The organism is Pseudomonas sp. MN1F, assembly GCF_009391885.1.
Taxonomy (GTDB): Bacteria; Pseudomonadota; Gammaproteobacteria; order Pseudomonadales; family Pseudomonadaceae; genus Aquipseudomonas.
Genome location: NZ_VZII01000064.1, coordinates 13213 through 34957, shown reverse-complemented (window position 1 = coordinate 34957; position 21745 = coordinate 13213). Strand labels below are relative to the sequence as shown.

Sequence of the window (21745 nt, the reverse complement as noted above, 5' to 3'; positions counted from 1 at the left end):
TTCTAATCACAGAGTTTCTTGCCATTGCATTCAAGCAATGGAATGAAATGGCAACAAGCTCTCGTAGCAAGCGATACGACGGCGCTGGCTCGCAAAGAAAAAACCGCACGCCGGCAAAGGCAGTGCGGTTCTTCTCGACAAGAAGCGTCGACTACAACGTCTTAAGCCTGGTGGTTTTTGACGTAGTCGATTGCAGCTTGAACGGTAGTGATCTTCTCGGCTTCTTCGTCAGGGATTTCGGTCTCGAATTCCTCTTCCAGAGCCATCACCAGCTCAACGGTGTCAAGCGAATCGGCACCCAGGTCATCGACGAAGGACTTCTCGACAGTCACTTCCTCTTCCTTGACGCCTAGTTGCTCGGCGACGATTTTCTTGACGCGTTCTTCGATGGTGCTCATACCTAGTTTTCACTCCTAATGGACATATGTCAGGCAGCTGGCCGGTGACCAAGTTTATAGAAAGACGTTCGCTTTTCAAGCGGAACGCACCTTCACTTGAGCCACCCTACCCGCTGCCTGGAATCTGGTTGCAGCTTTATAACGGATTTTAGGCTCGCAGTATGACTCTTTTTTGAAGCAATCCGTCACATTGCGTTGCAGTTTTACATGTACATCCCGCCGTTGACCGGCACGGTGGCGCCGGTAACGTAGCCAGCGCCGTCCGACGCCAGGAACGAAACCACCTTGGCGATTTCGTCAGCCTGGCCCAGGCGGCCCAGCGGAATCTGGGTCTGCAGGGCTTCGCGCTGCGCTTCTGGCAGCTCGCGGGTCATGTCGGTGTCGATGAAGCCCGGGGTCACCGAGTTGACGGTGATACCGCGCGAACCCACTTCACGCGCCAGGGCGCGGCTGAAGCCTTCGAGGCCGGCCTTGGCCGCCGCGTAGTTGGCCTGGCCGGCGTTGCCCATGGCACCGACAACCGAACCGATGCTGATGATACGACCCCAGCGCGCCTTGGTCATGCCACGCAGCACGCCCTTGGACAGACGGTAGAGGCTGTTCAGGTTGGTGTCGATCACGTCGAACCACTCGTCGTCCTTCATGCGCAGCATGAGGTTGTCGCGGGTGATACCGGCGTTGTTGACCAGAATGGCGGGGGCGCCGAACTGCTCACCGATGGCAGCCAGCACGGCTTCCACGGACTCGGCGCTGGTGACGTTCAGCTCCATGCCGGTGCCGGCGATGCCGTGCTCTTTCAAGGTGGCAGCGATACGCTCGGCACCGGAAGCCGAAGTGGCGGTACCGATCACGGTAGCGCCCTGGCGGCCCAGTTCGAGGGCGATGGCCTGGCCAATACCACGGCTGGCGCCGGTGACCAGTGCAACTTTACCTTGCAGGCTCATGCAAGCTTCTCCAAATCAGGCCAGCGCCGCACGGGTGGCGGCGACAGCATCAGGGGTATTGAGGTTGTAGGTGGTCACGCCGTCGGCGCAACGCTTGTTCAGGCCAGCCAGGACCTTGCCCGGGCCGCACTCGACCAGGTTGACCGCACCGTTGGCGGCCAGGGTCTGCACGCATTCAACCCAGCGTACCGGCTGGTACAGCTGCGCCAGCAGGTCCTGCTTCAGGGCATCGAGGTCGGCGGCGACGGCGGCGGTGACATTCTGCACCACCGGGATCTGCGGGGCCTTCCAATCGATGGCGTTGACGAATTCGGCAAAGCGCTCGGCAGCCGGCTTCATCAGGGCGCAGTGCGACGGCACACTGACCGCCAGCGGCAGGGCGCGCTTGGCGCCCTTGGCCTTGCACAGCTCCATGGCGCGGTCGACCGCTGCCTTGTTACCGGCGATGACCACCTGGCCTGGCGAGTTGAAGTTCACGGCACTGACCACTTCGTCTTCGGCCGCTTCGGCGCAGATTTCCACCACCACGGCGTCATCCAGGCCCAGGATCGCAGCCATGGCACCGTGACCGGCAGGCACGGCTTCCTGCATCAACTGGCCACGACGCTCGACCAGGCGCACGGCATCTTTCAGCGACAGGGCGCCGGCAGCGACCAGGGCGCTGTATTCACCCAGGCTATGGCCGGAAACGAAGGCCGGCTGCGCGCCGCCCTCTTCCAGCCACAGGCGCCACAAGGCGATGGAGGCGGTGAGGATCGCCGGCTGGGTCTTGTCGGTTTGGTTGAGTTGTTCTTCCGGACCTTCCTGGACCAGCTTCCACAGGTCATAGCCCAGAGCCTCGGAAGCCTCCTTGAAGGTCTCGATGACCACCGGCTTTTCAGCGCCGAGCTCGGCGAGCATGCCCAGCGACTGGGAACCTTGACCGGGGAAGACGAATGCGAGGGATGCAGACATTGAACAAGCCCTTATGATCTTGTCGTCGGATAGGGTGCGCCGGGCCTTGGGCCGGGCGCGGAATCTGAAAACTTGGATGGAAACACAGACCAAGCGGTCACATTTAAGCACTTCATCGGCGAAATGCCTAAGGCAACAAATCTTCGAGACGGCCATGCAGCCGCTGCGGGAGGTTTTCCTGGATCTCGATCAGCGCCCGCTGGATCGCGCTCTGGAAGCCCTGCACGCCTGCCGAGCCATGGCTCTTGATGACGATGCCCTGCAGGCCGAGGAAGCTCGCGCCATTGTGCCGCGCCGGCGCCAGGTCGGCCTGCAGGCGCTTGAGCAACGGCATCGCCATTGCCCCAGCCACCCGCGACAACGCGCCGCCCTTGAACAGCTTTTCGATGCGCTCGCCGATCATGGTCGCCAGGCCTTCGCTGGACTTGAGCAGGATGTTGCCGACGAAGCCGTCGCACACCACCACGTCCGCTTCGCCGCGGTACAGGCCATCACCTTCGACAAAGCCGACATAATTGAGGCCGCGGGCATTCTGCAGCAACGTGGCCGCCAGCTTGACCTGCTGGTTGCCCTTGATGTCCTCGGTACCGATGTTCAACAGCGCCACGCGCGGCCGGTGAATACCCAAGGCCTGGGCAGCCACGGAGCCCATGACGGCGAACTGGTAGAGGTTTTCGGCACTGCAGTCGACGTTGGCGCCCAGGTCGAGCAGTTGGCAGTAACCCGCCTGGGTCGGGATCGCCGCGACCATGGCGGGCCGATCGATACCCGGCAGGGTCTTGAGCACGAAACGCGACAACGCCATCAGCGCCCCGGTATTGCCGGCACTCACGCAGGCCTGGGCCTTGCCGTCACGCACCAGTTCGAGGGCGATGCGCATCGACGAGTCCGGCTTGCCGCGCAACGCCTGGGATGGCCGCTCGTCCATACCGATCACCTCACTGGCGGCGACAATTTGCAGGCGCGCGCGATCCGCAGCCGCAAGGCCGCTGACAAGATCTTCAAGGAGGGAGGGTTGACCGACGAGGGTCAGGTGCAGCGAGGGTGTAGCCGAAAGGCAGGCAATGCTAGCCTGGACAATGCTGCGGGGACCGAAGTCCCCGCCCATTGCGTCGATCGCGATGATCTGAGCGGACAAGGATTACTCGTCAGCGCCCTTGTCGATCACTTTACGACCACGGTAAACGCCTTCTGGCGAAACGTGGTGACGCAGGTGTACTTCACCAGTGGTTTTTTCTACCGACAGCGCGTTTTCCGACAGGGCGTCGTGCGAACGGCGCATGTCACGGGCAGAGCGGGATTTTTTGTTCTGCTGAACAGCCATAATTGATTAACTCCTAAACGTTTGGGTCACGCTTTAACTGCGCCAAAACACTGAACGGGTTGGACCGCGATACCTCGTCCTTGCTCGATTCGGGCTCGTCTGCGCCCGCCGGCTGCTGGCATTCTTCCGGATGGTGAGCAGGCACGATAGGCAAGGCGAGCAGCAGCTCCTCCTCGACCAAGGCCTGCAGATCCAATGGATCTTCGCCCAGTTCCAGCACGTCATAGCCTTTCGGCAACGACTGGGTATTCGCACCCTCCTTCACCACGGCGTAAGTACATTCGCTGCGGATCGGTAGGGTGACCAGCTCAAGACAACGCTGGCAAACCATTTTGACTTCGACGTCCAGCTCGCTGTGGATAACCACCACGTGCTGTTCATCTCGTTCAAAATCGAACTTCGCCTGCACCGTACCGACATTGTCGGAAAGCGGGTCGCAGAGTCTTTCCAAATCAGCGAGTTGCAGCGTACCAGTGATGGATACGCCTCGGTCGGCTAATTTGCGCGGGTCAACGTGAGGTGGAATCGGGTCATTCAACATAGGCGCAGCATTCTAGGGATGCCCCCCGCCCCTGTCAAAGGAAATTAGGCGACATCTCGCATGTTAGAATCAGGTTCAACTGACCAGGAGTCTATCATGCTGCCTCTGTTGCTGGCTTCCAGCTCTGCCTACCGGCGCGAACTGCTCGCGCGCCTGCGCCTGCCCTTCACCTGGGCAAGCCCCGACCTAGACGAGCAGCGCCTGCCTGACGAGCCCGCCGTGGAGCTGGTAAGGCGCCTGGCCAGGCAAAAAGCCGAAGCACTTGCCGCCAGCCATCCGCAGCACCTGATCATCGGTTCCGACCAGGTGGCGGTACTGGGCGAGCAGATACTCGGCAAGCCGCACACCTTTGATCGCGCCTGCGAGCAGCTGCTCGAAGCCAGCGGCCAGCAGGTGACCTTCCTGACCGGGCTGGCGCTACTCAATAGCGCGACCGGCCATTGCCAGGTCGATTGTGTGCCGTTCACGGTGACAATGCGCGAGCTGGATCGGGAGCGGGTGGAGCGTTATGTGGCAGCGGAGCAGCCGCTGGATTGCGCGGGCAGCTTCAAGGCGGAGGGGTTGGGTGTGAGTTTGTTTCAGAGCACCCATGGGTGCGATGCGACCAGCCTGATCGGGCTGCCGCTGATTCGGCTGGTGGATATGCTGACCCGGGAAGGCGTGGTTGTTCCTTAGCCCGGCGTGAGGGTTTTGCCACCAGTGAGATCGAGCGGCGCTCGATCTCACTGGCGGCGCAAAACGCGCGCAGAACTCAGCGCAACTGCGGCCCCTGGAACCCCATCCACATGGCCAGATGCTCGGCCACGCTGGCACCGATGCGCTTGGAGAAGCGATCGAACGGCGATTCCTGCACGGTGTAATCGACCAGATCCTTCTCACCCACGATCTCGCGCGCCACATAGCTGGCACTGCCCAGCCCATCCACCAACCCCAGCGCCTTGGCCTGCTCACCCGACCAGACCAGGCCGCTGAACAGCTCCGGATGCTCCTTGTCCTTCAGGCGATCTCCTCGCCCCTGCTTGACCATGGCAATGAACTGCTGGTGCGTGGTGTCCAGCACACCCTGCCAGAACGCTCGCTCATCAGGCTTTTCAGGTGAGAACGGATCAAGGAAAGCCTTATGCTCGCCAGCGGTGTAAGTGCGCCGCTCGACACCCAGTTTTTCCATTGACCCCACGAAGCCGTAGCCGGCCGCCGTCACCCCAATGGAACCCACCAGGCTGGCCTTGTCGGCATAGATCTCATCCGCCGCACTGGCGATGTAGTAGGCACCGGAAGCGCCCAGATCGGTAATCACCGCATACAGCTTGGTATCCGGGTGCTCGCCACGCAGGCGACGGATTTCGTCATACACATAGCCCGCCTGCACCGGGCTACCGCCCGGGCTGTTGATGCGCAGGACCACCGCCTTGGTCTTGGGGTCCTTGAACGCATCGCGCAGGCTCTTGACGATATTGTCGGCGCTGGCCGCTTCCTGATCGGCAATCACCCCGCGCACCTCAACCAGGGCCGTGTGATTACCACTGCGCGACGCAGCCTTGTCCACATCCATGAACGGCAGGAACAGGGCGAGAATGCCGAACAGGTAGACGAAGGTCAGCAGCTTGAAGAAGATCCCCCAACGCCGCGACCGACGCTGTTCCTGAACCCCGGCCAGCAGGGTCTTTTCCAGCAGCTTCCAGCTCTTCTGCTCGACACGCGCCTCTTCGTTCTGCGCTTCACGCGCTTCACGAGCGAGGCGCTCCTCTTCGGTTTCGTTAACCGGCGCTTTCCACTCGTCAGCCATGCTCACCTACCTTGGAATTGGACTTGCCTGGAACCAGCCAGCCACTCGCGCAGCTGGGAAAAATGATCGATGCATACCTGCGGGCCAAACTCGGCCAGTGCCTGCAGCGACATGGCACCGTAGCCCACCGCCACCGAATGCATGCCGGCATTGCTGGCCATCTGCAGGTCGAATGCCGAATCTCCGACCATCAGTGCCCGCCCGGGTTCGACGCCGCAATGTGCGAGGATTTCCTCAAGCATCAGTGGGTGAGGCTTGCCACGGGTTTCGTCGGCGGCACGGGTAATGTCGAAGAACTGCTCCCAACCATTGGCCTTGAGCACGCGATCCAGCCCGCGGCGCGCCTTGCCGGTCGCTACCGCCAGGCGATAGCCCTCGGCACGGAAGGCATCCAGCGACTCGACCACACCCTCGAACAGCGGCGAAGGCTGCTGATCCAGGGCCATATAGATGTCGGCGTAATGCTGGCGGAAGGTTTCGACCTGCAGCGGGTCGAGGTGTGGGTACAGCGTCGAGATGGCTTCCCCCAGCGCCAGGCCGATGATGCCCTTGACGGCGTCTTCAGGGCTTGGCGCCTCTGCGGCACGCTCGGCAGCGGCATTCATCGCCTCGACGATACGGCCGATGGAATCGGCCAGGGTGCCGTCCCAGTCGAAGATCAGCAACTCATAGTCACGACGCACTCAAACGCTCCACGGTCTTCGCCCAGACTTCGTCCACAGGCGCTTCGAGTTTCAGCTCGCCGCCATCTGGCAACGGCACGGTCAATGCGTAGGCATGCAGGAACAGGCGCTTGCCACCCAGCTCGCGGATCTCGCGGCTGAAGTCTTCGTCGCCATACTTGCTGTCACCGGCGATCATGTGCCCGGCATGCAGGGTATGCACGCGAATCTGGTGGGTACGGCCAGTGATCGGGCGCGCCTCGACGATGGTGGCGAACTCGCCGAAGCGGCGCAGCACGCGGAACAGGGTCAGCGCTTCCTTGCCTTCGTCATTGACTTCGACCATGCGCTCGCCGGAGCGCAGGTTGCTCTTGAGCAGCGGCGCGTTGACCTGTTTCTTCGATGTTGGCCAGTGGCCACGCACCAGCGCCATGTAGCGCTTGTCCACGCCATCACCGCGCAAGGCAGCATGCAGGTGGCGCAGCATGCTGCGCTTCTTGGCGATCATCAGCAGGCCAGAGGTGTCACGATCCAGGCGGTGCACCAGCTCCAGCTCCTTGGCGTCCGGGCGCAGCTGGCGCAGCGCCTCGATCACGCCGAAGCTCAGCCCGCTGCCGCCGTGCACGGCAATGCCGGACGGCTTGTTCATCACGATCAGCGCCTTGTCTTCGTAGACGATGGCCGCTTCCAGGCGCTGCAGCAGCCCCTGGGCCACCGGCGCCGGCTCGTCACGCTCAGGCAACCGGACAGGCGGCACGCGCACGATATCGCCGGCCTGGATCTTGTACTCGGGCTTGACCCGACCCTTGTTGACGCGTACCTCACCCTTGCGCAGGATGCGGTAGACCAGGGTCTTGGGCACGCCCTTGAGCGCCGTGATCAGGAAATTGTCGATGCGTTGGCCGGCAAGTTCCGGCGCGACTTCGATCAGCTGAACGCCGGAAGTCGGAGGGGTATTGGTCGTCATGGCGGGGATCATAACAATTATTTATGGAATTGAAGCACTTAATCATTACTGCTATAGTCGCGAACGCCGCCAAAAGCGGCAGGCCAGTGAAACCAGGCCCTGGGCCGGTTCCTGACCTACGCAGTTCTCCAGGACGCGAGGCCGTCCTACGGGGTTTTCGCCAGTTTACCGAATTGCCTGGAATCGCCACCAGCGCTGTGTAGAGAAGACCGAAAAAAAACGACAAGTGTGGTTTTTCACCTGCTTCCCGATTCTTTTCGCTGCACCTCTGCCCGCCCCCGTCGCTTCCACGCAACGCAAGGCGAATGCTTCGGAAATACCTGCCTTGGATATGTAATGGCGTCAGCTTCCCGTTTGAAGCTGGCGAAAAATGCAACCCGTTGCGGATTCAGCGCGCGGCAGCACCCGAATTATCAGGGATACGTGCAGGGTGGAGATGCACAGCCCTCGGACCGTGTAGCACCGCGTCCGGCCACCGGCCCACTGATATGGCCGGCGAGCGGATAAGGTCCTGAACAGATGCCCCCGGGCGTCCACGGCTGACGGTTGATTCCTCCTCCTGACTGAGTGCACGAGGCCCGCTTGGTTGATTCGGATACCCATTCGAAGCCACCGGGGCCTGGTAGGCACCGCAGCAAACAGGACGCGTCGTCGCGACAACGGCAGGCTGGGCAACCGGCTGGTGCCGAACGTTGCTCGACACGGGGGTGGCCCGGCCACCCTTTGCGCACCTTGGCACCGACCATGAGAAGTCGTGTGTGCCGCACGCCGTTTCCGGCAGCCCGGAAACCGACGGTACAACATGAAAAGAATGCTGATTAACGCAACTCAACCCGAAGAGTTGCGTGTAGCCCTGGTGGACGGCCAACGTCTCTACGACCTGGACATCGAGTCCGGCGCGCGCGAGCAGAAAAAGGCCAACATCTACAAAGGCAAGATCACCCGGATCGAGCCCAGCCTCGAAGCCGCCTTCGTCGACTTCGGCTCCGAACGTCACGGCTTCCTGCCGCTGAAGGAAATCTCCCGCGAATACTTCAAGAAGTCCCCTGAAGGCCGGGTCAACATCAAGGAAGTCCTGAGCGAAGGCCAGGAAGTCATCGTCCAGGTCGAGAAGGAAGAGCGCGGCAACAAAGGCGCCGCCCTGACCACCTTCATCAGCCTGGCTGGCCGTTACCTGGTGCTGATGCCCAACAACCCGCGTGCCGGTGGCATTTCCCGCCGCATCGAAGGCGAAGAGCGCAACGAACTGCGTGAAGCCCTGAACGGCCTGACCGTGCCGGGCGACATGGGCCTGATCGTGCGCACTGCCGGCCTTGGCCGTAGCAGCGAAGAAATGCAGTGGGACCTCGACTACCTGCTGCAACTGTGGACCGCCATCAAGGAAGCGTCCCTGGACCGCGCCGCGCCATTCCTGATCTACCAGGAAAGCAACGTCATCATCCGCGCCATCCGCGACTACCTGCGCCAGGACATCGGCGAAGTGCTGATCGACAGCATCGATGCCCAGGAAGAAGCCCTGACCTTCATCCGCCAGGTGATGCCGCAGTACGCCAGCAAGGTCAAGCTGTACGAAGACAGCGTGCCGCTGTTCAACCGTTTCCAGATCGAAAGCCAGATCGAGACCGCCTTCCAGCGCGTGGTCGACCTGCCGTCCGGTGGCTCGATCGTGATCGACCCGACCGAAGCCCTGGTATCCATCGACATCAACTCGGCGCGCGCCACCAAGGGCAGCGACATCGAGGAAACCGCACTGCAGACCAATCTGGAAGCGGCCGAGGAAATCGCCCGCCAGCTGCGCCTGCGTGACATTGGCGGCCTGATCGTCATCGACTTCATCGACATGACCCCGGCGAAGAACCAGCGCGCGGTAGAAGAGCGCGTGCGTGAATGCCTGGAAGCCGACCGCGCCCGCGTCCAGGTCGGCCGCATCTCGCGCTTCGGCCTGCTGGAAATGTCCCGTCAGCGCCTGCGCCCATCGCTCGGCGAGAGCAGCGGCATCGTCTGCCCACGCTGCTCCGGCACCGGCATCATCCGTGACGTCGAATCGCTGTCGCTGGCCATCCTGCGCCTGATCGAAGAAGAAGCCCTGAAAGACCGTACTGCCGAAGTACGCGCCCAGGTGCCGATCCCGGTCGCAGCCTTCCTGCTCAACGAGAAGCGCAACTCGATCACCAAGATCGAACTGCGTACTCGCGCACGCATCATCATCCTGCCGAACGACCACCTGGAAACCCCGCACTTCGAAGTCCAGCGCCTGCGCGACGACAACCCGGAAGTGCTGAACAACCAGTCCAGCTACGAAATCGCCGCCTCCGAAACCGAAGAAGCGCCGCAGCCGACCGCCACCCGCACCCTGGTTCGCCAGGAAGCCGCGGTGAAGACCGCCCCGGCCCGCGCCAACGCCCCGGTACCGAGCGCCGCCGAAGAGCAGCCCCAGCCGGCCGCCCCGCTAGCCCCTGCACCGAGCGCACCTGAGCCAAGCCTGTTCAAGGGCCTGGTGAAGTCGCTGGTCAGCCTGTTCGCCGGCAAGGAAGAACCTGCCGCCGCACCGGTCGTTGCTGCCGCCGAGAAGCCGGCCGCCGAGCGCAGCCAGCGCAACGAAGAGCGCCGTAACGGCCGCCAGCAGAGCCGCAACCGCAACGGCCGTCGCGATGAAGAACGCAAGCCGCGTGAAGAGCGTGCCGAGCGCGCCCCGCGTGAAGAGCGCCAACCCCGCGAAGAACGCGCACCTCGTGAGGAACGTGCTCCACGTGAAGAGCGTGCCCCTCGCGAAGAGCGTGCTCCACGTGAAGAGCGTGCACCACGCCAGCCACGTGAAGACCGCCGCGGCAACCGCGGTGAAGAACGCGTACGCGAACTGCGCGAGCCGCTGGACGTTACACCGGCAGAACGCGAAGAGCGTCAGCCGCGTGAAGAACGTGTAGCCCGTGAAGAGCGTGCACCTCGCGAAGAACGCGCCCCGCGTGAAGAACGTGCCCCTCGCGAAGAGCGAGTAGCTCGTGAAGAACGCGCCCCACGCGAAGAGCGCGCTCCTCGCGAAGAACGCGCCCCGCGTGAAGAGCGTGCGCCTCGCGAAGAACGCCAGCCTCGCCCAGCGCGCGAAGAGCGCCAGCCACGCCCGGCCGAACAAGCCGCCGAGCAGGCTGCCGAACTCGCCGAGGAGCAACTGCCGAACGAAGAGCTGCTGCAGGACGAGCAGGAAGGCACCGATGACGAGCGTCCGCGTCGTCGCTCCCGTGGCCAGCGTCGCCGCAGCAACCGCCGTGAGCGTCAGCGCAATGCCAATGGCGAGCTGATCGAAGGTAGCGACGAAGAAGGCAGCGAAGAACAGCCACAACAGCACCAGGCTACCGAGCTTGGCGCCGAACTGGCTGCCGGCCTGGCCGTCACTGCCGCTGTCGCCAGCAGCCACATCAGCGCCAATGCCGAAGCTGAAGCCAACCAGCAGGCCGAACGCGCCAGCGCCGAAGCCGTAACCACCGAAAACAGCGAAGTCGCCCAGCCGACCGAGCAGGTTGAAGTGGTTGCTCAAGCCGAGGAAGCTGTGATCGCTCCAGTGGTCGAAGTCGCACCGCAGCCGGTGGTTGAAGAAGCCCCTGCCGCTGCTGAGCCAGTGGTCGTTGCTGAAGCACCGATCGAAACGCCTGCAGCTGAAGCAGCGCCAGTTGTCGAAGCAGCGATCGTCGAGGCGGGTGAGGCCGAGAAGCCCCAGGTAATCGTCGAGCAAGCACCGGTTGCCGAGCAGCCAGCGCCTGTCGCCGAAGCCCAGCCTGAAGAGGCTGCAGAACCTGCACCTGTGGTCGTCGAAGCCGCACCGGTAGCTGTCGAGCCGGCCCCGGTGGAAGCAGCAGCGGCCGAAGCCGCCACCGTGATGCTGCCAAACGGCCGCGCGCCGAACGACCCACGTGAAGTGCGTCGCCGCAAGCGTGAAGCCGAGGCCGCAGCCAAAGCCGCTCAGCAAGCTGCCGAGCCAGTGCTGGAAACCGCCGATGAGCACAAGCCTCATCACGGTTGATAGCCAAGGCTGAATGAAAAAGCCCCGCCAGTGCGAACTGGCGGGGCTTTTTCTTGGCTATCTGCTTACCTGCGGGGAGGCCAACACAGGCAGAACAATCAGTAGAGGTTGGGCTCCATCTCCAGCACCACCCCGAACCGCTCCAGGATATCCGCCTGAATCCGCTGCGCCAGCGCATGCACCTGCGCCCCGCTCGCCTGGCCATAATTGACCAGTACCAACGACTGCATCCGATGCACACCGGCATCGCCCTCGCGGTAGCCTTTCCAGCCCGCCTGTTCGATCAGCCAGCCCGCGGCCAGCTTCACCTGGCCGTCAGCCTGGGGATAGGCGACCACACCCGGATACTGGGCACGAATGCACTCCACCCGCTCTGCTGACACCACCGGGTTCTTGAAGAAGCTCCCGGCATTGCCCAGCTCGGCCGGGTCCGGCAATTTCTCGCGACGAATGCTGCAAATGGCGTCACTGATCGCCTGCGCAGTCGGTTGCTCGACGCCCTGCTCCACCAGACGCTGGCGCACAGGCCCGTAATCCAGGTGGGCCTGCAAACTATGGCTCAAGGCAAAGCGCACGCGCAGGATCAACCAGCGCCCCGGGTTGCGCTTGAACACGCTGTCGCGGTAGCCAAAAGCGCACGCAGGCAGGTCGAAGTCTCGCAGCTCACCGGTATCACGATCCAGCGCGGTCAACCCGGCGAACACATCCTTGATCTCCACGCCATAGGCGCCGACGTTCTGCATCGGCGCAGCACCCACGGTGCCTGGGATCAGGCTGAGGTTTTCCAGGCCACAATAGCCTTGCGCCAACGACCATTGCACGAACGGGTGCCAGGGTTCGCCGGCTTCCGCTTCGACCACCACCCGCTCGCCGTCGTCGCTCAGCACGCGTCGACCACGGCTGGCCATGTGCAATACCACGGCATCGATATCGCGGGTCAGCAGCAGGTTGCTACCACCACCGATCACCTGCACCGTCAACTCACGCTGACGCGCCTGGGCCAGCGTCTCGCGCACTTCGTCATCGCAGTGCGCCTGGGTGAAATAGCGGGCTTTTACATCAATGCCGAAGGTGTTGTAGGCCTTCAGCGAAACCTGTTCCTGCCAAACCGCTGTCATAGCCGCCCCTTGATTTCCACGACCAGCTCGCGGCACGCAGCCTCGATCAGGTCGAGCACCTGCTCGAAGCCTTCGGCGCCGTCATAGTAAGGGTCCGGCACTTCGTCCAGGGCCGCACCGTAGCGGCGCAGGAACAGGTCGAGCTCGCCAGCGGCGTTGTGCGGGCGCATGGCTCGCAGGTGACCGAGGTTGCTCTCATCCATGGCCAGGATCAGGTCGTACTCAGCGAAATGCGCCGCCTTGACCTGCTGGGCACGTTGCTGCGACAAGTCATAACCACGCGCCTGCGCAGCCTTGCAGGTGCGGCTGTCAGGGGCCTTGCCGACATGCCAGTCACCGGTACCGGCAGACGCCACATGCACCTGCTCAGCCAAGCCAGCCACCTGCAACTGATGGCGCAGCACGCCTTCGGCGGTGGGCGAGCGGCAGATATTGCCGAGGCAGACGAACAGGACGCGCATCAGGCCTCCAGCAAGCGCCGTACGCGCTCCAGGTCTTCAGGGGTATCGACGCCCACGGCTGGCGCCTCGATGGCGTCTTCGACGTGGATACGCACGCCATGCCACAGCGCACGCAGCTGCTCCAGGGCCTCGGTCTGCTCGAGCCAGCACGGGCCCCAGCTGACGAAGTCCTGCAGGAAACCGACGCGGTAGGCGTACATACCGATGTGGCGGCGATACGGCACGCCTTCCGGCAGCACGCTGCGGTCCTTGGCAAAGACATCGCGGGCCCATGGCAGCGGCGCGCGGCTGAACGTCAGGGCCAGGCCGTTCTTGTCGCTGACCACCTTGACGGCATTGGGGTTGAACACCGTTTCCGGCTCATGGATCGGCTCGGCCAGGGTGGCGATGCCGGCTTCCGGGTGAGCGGCCAGGTTGGCAGCCACCTGGTCGATGATCACGGGCGGGATCAGCGGCTCGTCACCCTGCACGTTGACCACGATGGCATCGGCTGGCAGGCCGAGGTGCGCGGCCACTTCGGCCAGGCGGTCGGTGCCCGACTCATGGTCGGCGCGGGTCATCAGCACTTCAGCGCCGAAGGCCTGGCAGGCTTCGAGGATGCTGGCGTCATCGGTGGCGATGACCACGCGGCAGGCGCCGCTCTTGCGCGCCTGCTCCCAGACGTGCTGGACCATCGGCTTGCCGGCGATTGGCAGCAATGGCTTGCCCGGCAAGCGCGTGGAGCGCAGCCTGGCAGGAATGACCACGGTGAAATTCACGCTCATTTGTCCAGACGCTCATCGTCGGTCAGGGTACGCGCCTCGCTTTCCAGCATCACCGGGATGCCGTCGCGGATCGGGTAGGCAAGGCCCGCGCCCTTGCTGATCAGCTCGGTCTTGTCGGCGCTGAGCTTGAGCGGGCCCTTGGTGATCGGGCAGGCCAGGATATCGAGCAGTTTGGTGTCCATGGAAGCGTCCTTGAGGCCGGATGGCCGGAAGTTGAAGAAGGGCTCAGGGCGTGCGCAGCAAGCGCTGCAGCTGGCTGTCGAACCAGGCGCCGAAGGCCGGCGTGGGCTGTGCCTCGACAGCCAGGTACCACCAGTCATCGGCAGCGAAGGCCCGGCATTTCACCGCATCCTTCTCGGTCATGACCAGCGGCAACGGCGGGCTGAACGCCAGGCTTTGGGCGCTGAACTGCGCATGGTCGGCAAAGGGATGCGGCACCGGCTGCCAGTTTAGCCCCAGCAGAGTATTGAAGAAACGTTGCGGGTTGCCGATGCCGGCCACCGCGTGCAGGCGCTGGCCTGCCGGAAAATGATCGAGCTCGCGGCGCTTACCGCTGCGCAGGTTGACCAGGGCGGATGGCTGCAGGCGGAAAGCAAAACCCTCGGCGCAGTCTTCACTGGCGCCGTTGAACAGCACGGCGTCAGCTTCCTGCAGGCGCTCGGCAGGCTCGCGCAGCGGCCCGGCCGGCAGGCAACGGCCATTGCCCAGCCCACGGGCAGCATCGATCAGCACCAGTTCAAGGTCACGGGCCAGGCGGTAGTGCTGCATGCCATCGTCACACAGGATCAGGTCCAGTGGCTCGCTGGCCAGCAGCGCCTGTACTGCGGCGCAGCGGTCAGGGTCGATCATCAGCGGCACGCCGGTGCGCTGGACGATCAGCAAGGGTTCGTCACCGGCCTGTTCGGCTGGCTGGCTCGCCTCTACCCGCCAGGGGTATTGCGGCGGCTTGGCACCGTAGCCACGGCTGACCACACCGACCTTGAGGCCCTGGCGGCGGCAATGTTCGATCAGCCAGAGGATCATCGGCGTCTTGCCGGTGCCGCCCACCGTGATGTTGCCCACCACGATCACCGGCACCGGCGCCCGATAGCTGGCACTTTCACCACTGAGAAAACGCGCACGCTTGCGGGTCACCACGCGCCGGTACAGCGCTTCGAGCGGACGCAGCAGCGCCAAGGCCGGATGCCCGGCGTACCAGGCGGCAAGCAAGCGGTCGGCGAGCGCCATCAAGGTGTCCCCTGGGCGGCCTCGACGGTGGTCATGCGCAGGTGGCTGAAACCGAGCTTGCCGGCAGCATCCATTGCGGTGATCACGGCCTGGTGCGGGGTCTTGCCGTCGGCGCTGATGGCCAGCGGTAGCTTGTTGTCGCCGCCGGACTCACGCTCGATGGCCTCGGTCAGGGTCGCCAGGTCGCTCTTGGGCAGCAGGTGGTTGTTCACCGAATACACGCCATCGGCGCTGATGGTCACTTCCACCAGCTTGCCCTGGTCCGCTGGCGCTTGCTCGGCGCTGGCCGCCTCGGGCAGCTCGACACGCAACTGCGTCTCGCGGGTGAAGGTGGTGGTAACCACGAAGAACAGCAGCAGGACGAACACCACATCAATCAGCGATGCGAGGTTGATGTCGACGTTCTCCCGCTGGCGATTACGCCGGAACTTCACGCCTTGCCTCCGGCCACTTCCACTTCGCGGTCGCCCTGGATCACTTCCACCAGCTTGATCGCCTCCTGCTCCATGCCCACCACCAGCTCATCGATGCGGCGCAGCAGGAAGCGGTGGAAGAACACTGCCGGGATACCGACCATCAGGCCGGCCGCAGTGGTGACCAGAGCCTTGGAGATACCACCGGCCAGCACAGCGGCGTTGGCGGTCATCTGCGAGCCCATGAAGGCGCTGAAGATATCGATCATGCCCAGCACGGTGCCCAGCAGGCCAAGCAGCGGCGCCATGGCCGCGATGGTGCCGAGGGCGCTGATGTAGCGCTCGAGTTCGTGGATGACGCGCGAGGCGGCTTCTTCGATGCACTCTTTCATGATCTCGCGGCCATGGCGCGAGTTGGCCAGGCCCGCCGCGAGGATTTCGCCCAGCGGTGAGTCGGCGCGCAGGGCCTTGAGCTTGTCACTGGTGAGTTGCTTGTCCTTGATCCACATCCACACCTGGCCCAGCAGGTGCGGCGGGGTGACGCGGCTGGCGCGCAGGGTCCACAGGCGCTCGACGACGATAGCCATGGCGGCGATCGAGCTCAGAATGATCGGCAGCATCATCCAACCACCGGACTTGACCAATTCCCACACAGTAAACGCCCCTCTGGAAAAAGGCCGCCACTCTAACACAGGAGCGCAAGGGGCTCATCTGCCGGAGGTCAGGGAAATCAACCGCAGCCTGCATCACGCCAGAAACGTCGCTGCCGGCGCACACCTTCAACTTCACCTTGCCCGCCCAAAACCAAGCGCAAAGCCCCGTCCACCGCCGTGTCATGCACCACTACCCCATGCCGCCCATACCGCTCGACCACTTGAGCATGCGGATGCCCGAAGCTGTTGTTACGCCCCCGCGAAATCAGCACCCCACGCGGTGCCGTGGCGCGGACGAAGGCTTCGGTGGACGATGTACGGCTGCCATGGTGCGGCGCCTGCAGCCAATCGATAGCGGGCGTTTCGGTATCCGCCAGCCAAGCCCGCTCAGCGCCGGCCTCCATATCCCCCGCCAGCAACATCCGCTCGCCTTGTGCCTCGACCATCAGCACGCAGGAACGGTCGTTACTGCTTTGCCCGTCCACCCAGCGCCACAGCGAAAAATGCACGCCGTCCCAGGTCCATTGCTCGCCACTGGCACAAGGTTGCAACTGCACATCATCCAGCGCTTCTCCGCCAATCGCCCGCTTGACCGGCAAGCCTGCCTGGATGGCCGCAGCGCCCCCCGCATGGTCGGCATGGGCGTGGCTGATCAGCATCAGGTCCAGGCGGTACACCCCCAGCTTGCGCAGGGTCGGCAGCACCACCCGTTGCCCCAGGTCGTTTTCGCCCTTGGCCGGCCCGGCGTCGTACAGCAGGGTGTGGTGCCGCGTGCGCAACAGCATCGCCAAGCCTTGGCCAACGTCCAGCTGCCACACCTCGACCTGCCCATGCGGTACCGAATCCCGCGGCAGCCAAAGGGCCAGCAGCATGACCCCACCAAGGCCACGCAACGGCACACCACGAGGCAATAGCAGCAGCAGAGCCCCAATACAAACCAGTAACCAGGCCAACACTGGCAGAGCTGGCGGAGTCCATACCGGCTGCCATTGCGCCATCAGGGCAAGCAGTCGAAACAGCATTTCCAGCAAGCCCCCCGCAATCCACAGCAACCCCTCGCCAATGCCCGCCAGCGGCAACAACAGCGTACCGAGCAATGCCAGTGGCAACACCGCCAGGCTGACCCAGGGCACCGCCAGCACATTTGCCACAGGCGCACTCAGGCTGACCGGCAACCCCGTCGCCAGCAACACCGGCAGCAGGCCAACAGCGATCACCCACTGGGCCCGCGTCCATGCCTGCCAGGGGCGCCAGCCGCCAAGCCGTGCAGCAAAGCTGTAGATGAGGATCGCCACCGCCGCGAACGACAGCCAGAAGCCGGGGAGCAGCGCCGCCAGGGGTTCGGCCAGCAATACCAGGTTCAACGCCAGCAGCAGTGGGAACATCGCCCCCAGCTGGCGAAAGCGCAGACGCCACAGCAGCACCACCGCCAGCATCAAGCAGGCACGCTGCACCGGCACGCCCGCACCGGCCAGCCAGCCATAGCCCAACGCCGCCACCAGTGCCAGGCCGCACGCCCACGGCAACCATGGCCACCCCCGCGGCCAGAGCCCCCAGCGCGCCAGGCTCGCGACCAAGGCATACAGCAAGCCCGCGACCAGGCCGATGTGCTGGCCGGAAATCACCAGCAAATGCACCGTGCCGGTGGCCTGCAACGCTTGCCATTGTGCGCGGGCCAAGCCCGCTCCGTCGCCGAGCACCAAGGCGACCAATGCCGCTTCCTGCCCGTGGGCATCGACCTTCAGCAGGCGCTCGCGCAGTGCATCCCGCCACCCCGGTGCCACCGCGTGCACCCGCTGGCCCGCCTTGACCGTGCCCGTGGCGCCGATCCGCCTGGCCAGCAGCTGCGCCTCGCGATCCGCGCCATGCGGGTTCAGCAACCCAGCCGGGCGCTGCAAGGTCACCGCCACGCGCCAATGCTCGCCGGCCCGTATGGTCGGGCCATCGAACCAGCTCAGTTGCAGGCGCCGAGGCAGCTCGGCGCGGCGCGAATGCGGCTGTGCCAGCTCGAAGCGTACGCCCTGTGCGGTAGGTGTCGGCAACCCGACAACCTGGCCTTCCAACCATAGCGTGCGGCCATCCAGGCCCGCTGCCAGGCGGTCGTCCAGCGCCTGCTGGGCCGACCAACACGCCCAGCACAGCCCCAACAGAAAACAGCCCAGCGGCCGCAGCCTGGTGAACAGGCAGGCCAGACCACCCAGCAACAGCAGTAAAAGCCACCCGACCGACGGCAACTCGGGGAGATAGCCCAGGCACAACAGCCCGAGCGCGAGCGCAAACATCCCTGTGCGCATGAGGTAGAGCTCCAGAAGCACAATCGCTTACTGAGGCTTAGACGAAAAGCCGGCATTGCCCGCTCAACAATTGTCACAAACTCTAAACGAGGCTGAACGCGAATCGAGGCATACTGCCCCGATCAACGCTCCGGGAGCCTACATGCCGCGCCGACTTTTCAAACGCTACATGCCGGACCCGACCAGCATTCGGGAACACAAGTCCTTACGCTTTTTCGGCAAGCTGCTGCATGACCCGAACCTCTGGCACCTCAACCGCCACTCGGTGGCGCGGGCCATGGGTGTGGGCCTGTTCGCGGCGTTGATCCCGATCCCCATGCAGATGCTGCTGGCCGCAGCACTGGCGATACCGGTACGCGGCAACCTGCCGATCGCCGTCAGCCTGGTCTGGCTGACCAACCCGCTGACCATGCCACCGGTGTTCTTCGTCACCTACATGACCGGCGCCTGGCTGATGCAGATCCCACCGCGCTCCCTGCCCGACGAACTGACCTTCGAATGGATCACCGACCAGCTGGCCACGCTGTGGCAGCCGTTTCTGCTGGGCTCGGTGGTGTGCGGGGTGGTGCTGGGCGTGGTCGCCTACTTCGCCACCCTGCTGTACTGGCGCTGGTGGATTGGCCGGCAGTGGCGCCGGCGCAAGCAACGGCTGTCAGGCGCGCATGCCGCGGCCGCTGACCAGCAGGCGAACGCACAGCACGTAGAGCACTGCAGTGGCCACCAGCATGAAGGTGATCGCCGTGCCAATACTGATGTCCGACACCCCTAGGATGCCGTAGCGGAACGAGTTGACCATGTGCAGCACCGGGTTGGCCAGCGACACGGTCTGCCAGAACGGCGGCAGCAGGTTGATCGAGTAGAACACCCCGCCCAGGTAGGTCAGCGGCGTCAGCACGAAGGTCGGGATGATCGAGATATCGTCGAAGTTGCGCGCGAACACCGCGTTGACGAAGCCCAGCAACGAGAAGATGGTCGCGGTCAGCAGCACCACGATGACCGTCACGCCCAGGTGATGCACCTGCAGGTTGGTGAAGAACATCGACAGGATGGTCACGATCACGCCCACCGCCAGACCACGCAGCACGCCGCCCAGCACATAGCCGACCAGAATGGTGTGCGGCGACACCGGCGACACCATCAGCTCTTCGATCGAGCGCTGGAACTTGCTGCCGAAGAAGCTCGACACCACGTTGCCATAGGAGTTGGTGATCACCGACATCATGATCAGCCCCGGCACGATGTACTGCATGTAGGTGAAGCCGCCCATGTCGCCGATCTGCCGACCGATCAGGTTACCGAAGATCACGAAGTACAGGACCATGGTGATCGCCGGCGGCAGCAGGGTCTGCGGCCAGATGCGCAGGAAGCGCCGCACTTCGCGGTAGACAATGGTCTGCAGGGCGACCCAGTTGGTGCGCAGTTCCACACTCATACGGCCACCTTCGACAGGTTTTTTTCCACCAGGGACACGAACAGCTCCTCGAGTCGGTTGGTCTTGTTGCGCAGGCTCTGCACCTCGATGTTCTGCAGCGCCAGCTGGCCGAACAGTGCGGTGATGCCGATGTCTTTCTCAACCTGCACTTCCAGCGTATGCGGGGTCAGCAGCCGGCACGGGTAGCCCTGCAACAACGGCGCCGCAGCCAGGTCCTGCTTGAGGTCGAGGACGAAGGTCTCGACATGCAGCTTGCCCAGCAACTGGCGCATGCTGGTGTTCTCGACGATGGTGCCGTGGTCGATGATGCCGATGTTACGGCACAGCTGCTCAGCCTCCTCCAGGTAGTGGGTGGTGAGGATGATGGTGATGCCCTTCTGGTTGAGCTCGGTGAGGAAGCTCCACATCGAACGGCGCAGCTCGATGTCCACGCCCGCGGTGGGCTCGTCGAGGATCAGCAAGCGCGGCTCGTGGATCAACGCGCGGGCAATCATCAGGCGGCGCTTCATGCCACCGGACAGCGAACGCGAAGGCACGTCGCGCTTGTCCCACAAGCCCAGCTGGGTCAGGTACTGCTCGGCGCGCTCCTTGGCGACCTTGGCCGGAATGCCGTAGTAGCCTGCCTGGGTCACGACGATGTCGAAGCACTTCTCGAACTGGTTGAAGTTGAACTCCTGCGGCACCACACCCAGGCAGCGCTTGAGCGCCGAGGGCTCACGGTCCAGGTCGTGGCCGAACACGTTGACCGTGCCGCTGGTCTTGTTGACCAGGGTCGAGAGGATGCCGATGGTGGTGGACTTGCCGGCGCCATTGGGGCCGAGCAAGGCGAAAAAGTCGCCTTCGGCGACATCAAGGTCGATGCCCTTGAGGGCCTGGAAGCCGTTGCCGTAGGTCTTGGTCAGCTGTCGGATGGACAGGGCGGAACTCATAGCGGGTCACTTACCGAAAAATTAGGTTCAGGACACGCCAGGGCAGATCACTGGCGCAGTGAGTGCGGCCATGGTGCAAGGCCAGGCCGCACAAGTACAGTCATGTGTATTGATAGTGACTATCGAAACAGCCGTGGTGTTCGATCAGGTCAGCGCGGTCATCACCGCAGCCTGATAAGCCGGGCGGGCCTTGAGGCGCTCATACCAGGCTTCCAGGTGGCGCATGGCCGGGCGCTCGATGGGCAGTTCGAACCAGGCGTAGACGAAGCTACCCAGTGGGATGTCGCCCATGCCGATCTGGTCACCGGACAGGTACGGTTGTTTGGCCAAGGTTTCATCGGCGATGGCCAGCAACTGGGCACATTGCTTGTGTGCGGCGTTGATTGCCACCCAGTCGCGCTGGTCTTCCGGGGTGCGCAGCAGGCCCCAGAACAGGGGGCGGAACGGGCCGGCGAAGGACGAAGTGGCCCAGTCCATCCACTTGTCGGCCAGGGCGCGCTGGCGTGGGTCTTCCAGGTACCAGCCCTGCTCCGCGCCGTATTCGGCGCACAGGTAGCGGACGATGGTGTTGGACTCCCAGAGCGTCAGGTCACCGTCTTCGAGCATCGGTACCAGGCCGTTGGGGTTGCGGGCGCGGTAGTGCGGCTCATTGACCACGCCGAAGGCGCCACCGGCGTCGATCGACTCGAAATCCAGGCCCAGTTCATGGGCGACCCACAGCGCCTTGCGCACATTGCTCGAATTCTTGCGGCCCCAGATCTTCAGCATGGCAACGTCCTTATGAATGCGGAGGTGGGACAGTCTACTCCCGGCACAAGCAAACAATGAACTGAAACTCCCGCCGCCACACCCTGTCACTGTTC

23 protein-coding genes are annotated in these 21745 nt (G+C 63.7%); 3 read left to right on the top strand and 20 right to left on the bottom strand.

Translation table 11 applies throughout. The annotated features are described in order from the left end of the window. Window positions 1-161 precede the first annotated feature (161 nt). From acpP to F6X59_RS27085, 6 genes are all read right to left on the bottom strand, one after another. Window positions 162-398 (bottom strand): acyl carrier protein, encoded by a 237-nt coding sequence (acpP, locus tag F6X59_RS27110; protein WP_060513099.1) that lies wholly within the window; start codon window positions 396-398, stop codon window positions 162-164. A 203-nt stretch (window positions 399-601) separates the two neighbouring features. Then, complete coding sequence (fabG, locus tag F6X59_RS27105) at window positions 602-1342, bottom strand: 3-oxoacyl-ACP reductase FabG (protein ID WP_054883751.1); 741 nt, start codon at window positions 1340-1342, stop codon at window positions 602-604. 15 nt (window positions 1343-1357) lie between these two features. Further along, window positions 1358-2296 (bottom strand): ACP S-malonyltransferase, encoded by a 939-nt coding sequence (gene fabD, locus F6X59_RS27100; RefSeq protein ID WP_152959143.1) that lies wholly within the window; start codon window positions 2294-2296, stop codon window positions 1358-1360. 127 nt (window positions 2297-2423) lie between these two features. Then, the gene (gene plsX / locus F6X59_RS27095; protein ID WP_152959142.1) at window positions 2424-3434 is read right to left on the bottom strand and encodes a phosphate acyltransferase PlsX; all 1011 of its coding nucleotides are present in this window, start codon (window positions 3432-3434) and stop codon (window positions 2424-2426) included. Window positions 3435-3437: 3 nt separating this feature from the next. Further along, complete coding sequence (gene rpmF, locus F6X59_RS27090; RefSeq protein ID WP_010223221.1) at window positions 3438-3620, bottom strand: 50S ribosomal protein L32; 183 nt, start codon at window positions 3618-3620, stop codon at window positions 3438-3440. A gap of 13 nt (window positions 3621-3633) precedes the next feature. Continuing rightward, window positions 3634-4161, bottom strand: coding sequence for a YceD family protein (locus tag F6X59_RS27085; RefSeq protein ID WP_152959141.1), 528 nt, complete (start codon window positions 4159-4161; stop codon window positions 3634-3636). Between the two features lie 96 nt (window positions 4162-4257). Here F6X59_RS27085 and F6X59_RS27080 point away from each other — a divergent pair, with 96 nt between their 5' ends. Continuing rightward, window positions 4258-4836, top strand: coding sequence for a nucleoside triphosphate pyrophosphatase (locus F6X59_RS27080; protein WP_152959140.1), 579 nt, complete (start codon window positions 4258-4260; stop codon window positions 4834-4836). A gap of 76 nt (window positions 4837-4912) precedes the next feature. Here the strand turns inward: F6X59_RS27080 and F6X59_RS27075 are convergent, their stop codons facing one another. Genes F6X59_RS27075 through rluC form a run of 3 tightly spaced genes read right to left on the bottom strand, consistent with a single transcriptional unit; the run spans window position 4913 to window position 7576 of the window. Next, the gene (locus tag F6X59_RS27075) at window positions 4913-5947 is read right to left on the bottom strand and encodes a S49 family peptidase (RefSeq protein WP_152959139.1); all 1035 of its coding nucleotides are present in this window, start codon (window positions 5945-5947) and stop codon (window positions 4913-4915) included. Window positions 5948-5949: 2 nt separating this feature from the next. Continuing rightward, complete coding sequence (locus F6X59_RS27070) at window positions 5950-6630, bottom strand: HAD family hydrolase (RefSeq protein WP_346652836.1); 681 nt, start codon at window positions 6628-6630, stop codon at window positions 5950-5952. Further along, complete coding sequence (rluC, locus tag F6X59_RS27065; RefSeq protein ID WP_152959138.1) at window positions 6620-7576, bottom strand: 23S rRNA pseudouridine(955/2504/2580) synthase RluC; 957 nt, start codon at window positions 7574-7576, stop codon at window positions 6620-6622. Before rluC ends, F6X59_RS27070 begins: the two co-directional genes overlap by 11 nt. Window positions 7577-8378: 802 nt before the next feature. Here rluC and rne point away from each other — a divergent pair. Next, window positions 8379-11591 (top strand): ribonuclease E, encoded by a 3213-nt coding sequence (gene rne, locus F6X59_RS27060; protein ID WP_152959137.1) that lies wholly within the window; start codon window positions 8379-8381, stop codon window positions 11589-11591. A gap of 98 nt (window positions 11592-11689) precedes the next feature. On the opposite strand, the gene murB is transcribed toward rne, so the two are convergent. From murB to F6X59_RS27020, 8 genes are all read right to left on the bottom strand, one after another. Continuing rightward, window positions 11690-12709, bottom strand: coding sequence for a UDP-N-acetylmuramate dehydrogenase (gene murB / locus F6X59_RS27055; RefSeq protein ID WP_152959136.1), 1020 nt, complete (start codon window positions 12707-12709; stop codon window positions 11690-11692). After that, window positions 12706-13170 (bottom strand): low molecular weight protein-tyrosine-phosphatase, encoded by a 465-nt coding sequence (locus tag F6X59_RS27050; RefSeq protein WP_152959135.1) that lies wholly within the window; start codon window positions 13168-13170, stop codon window positions 12706-12708. The genes murB and F6X59_RS27050 overlap by 4 nt, the downstream gene beginning before the upstream one ends. After that, window positions 13170-13934: a 3-deoxy-manno-octulosonate cytidylyltransferase gene (kdsB, locus tag F6X59_RS27045; protein WP_152959134.1), complete on the bottom strand. Its 765-nt coding sequence runs from the start codon at window positions 13932-13934 to the stop codon at window positions 13170-13172. The genes F6X59_RS27050 and kdsB overlap by 1 nt, the downstream gene beginning before the upstream one ends. Beyond that, a complete protein-coding gene (locus tag F6X59_RS27040) occupies window positions 13931-14116 on the bottom strand; it encodes a Trm112 family protein (RefSeq protein WP_003247142.1) in 186 nt (61 codons plus the stop codon). Before F6X59_RS27040 ends, kdsB begins: the two co-directional genes overlap by 4 nt. A 43-nt stretch (window positions 14117-14159) precedes the next feature. After that, a complete protein-coding gene (lpxK, locus tag F6X59_RS27035; protein WP_152959133.1) occupies window positions 14160-15161 on the bottom strand; it encodes a tetraacyldisaccharide 4'-kinase in 1002 nt (333 codons plus the stop codon). Then, window positions 15161-15595 (bottom strand): biopolymer transporter ExbD, encoded by a 435-nt coding sequence (locus tag F6X59_RS27030; protein WP_085675533.1) that lies wholly within the window; start codon window positions 15593-15595, stop codon window positions 15161-15163. Before F6X59_RS27030 ends, lpxK begins: the two co-directional genes overlap by 1 nt. Beyond that, a complete protein-coding gene (locus F6X59_RS27025; RefSeq protein ID WP_346652841.1) occupies window positions 15592-16227 on the bottom strand; it encodes a MotA/TolQ/ExbB proton channel family protein in 636 nt (211 codons plus the stop codon). Before F6X59_RS27025 ends, F6X59_RS27030 begins: the two co-directional genes overlap by 4 nt. Before the next feature lie 77 nt (window positions 16228-16304). Then, entirely contained in the window at window positions 16305-18521 is a 2217-nt protein-coding gene (locus F6X59_RS27020; protein WP_152959132.1) for a DNA internalization-related competence protein ComEC/Rec2, read from the bottom strand. A 142-nt stretch (window positions 18522-18663) separates the two neighbouring features. On the opposite strand from F6X59_RS27020, the gene F6X59_RS27015 reads away from it, so the two are divergent. Next, entirely contained in the window at window positions 18664-19290 is a 627-nt protein-coding gene (locus F6X59_RS27015) for a DUF2062 domain-containing protein (RefSeq protein ID WP_152959131.1), read from the top strand. Here the strand turns inward: F6X59_RS27015 and F6X59_RS27010 are convergent. The 3 genes from F6X59_RS27010 to F6X59_RS27000 all read right to left on the bottom strand — a co-directional run bounded on the left by F6X59_RS27010 (window position 19174) and on the right by F6X59_RS27000 (window position 21650). Then, window positions 19174-19953 carry an ABC transporter permease gene (locus F6X59_RS27010; protein ID WP_152959130.1) on the bottom strand — a complete coding sequence of 260 codons (780 nt, stop codon included), beginning with the start codon at window positions 19951-19953 and terminating at the stop codon, window positions 19174-19176. The genes F6X59_RS27015 and F6X59_RS27010 overlap by 117 nt on opposite strands. Continuing rightward, on the bottom strand, window positions 19950-20882 hold the full coding sequence (locus tag F6X59_RS27005) for an ABC transporter ATP-binding protein (protein ID WP_152959129.1): 933 nt from the start codon (window positions 20880-20882) through the stop codon (window positions 19950-19952). The genes F6X59_RS27010 and F6X59_RS27005 overlap by 4 nt, the downstream gene beginning before the upstream one ends. Before the next feature lie 144 nt (window positions 20883-21026). Next, window positions 21027-21650: a glutathione S-transferase gene (locus F6X59_RS27000; RefSeq protein WP_152959128.1), complete on the bottom strand. Its 624-nt coding sequence runs from the start codon at window positions 21648-21650 to the stop codon at window positions 21027-21029. Between the last annotated feature and the right edge of the window lie 95 nt (window positions 21651-21745).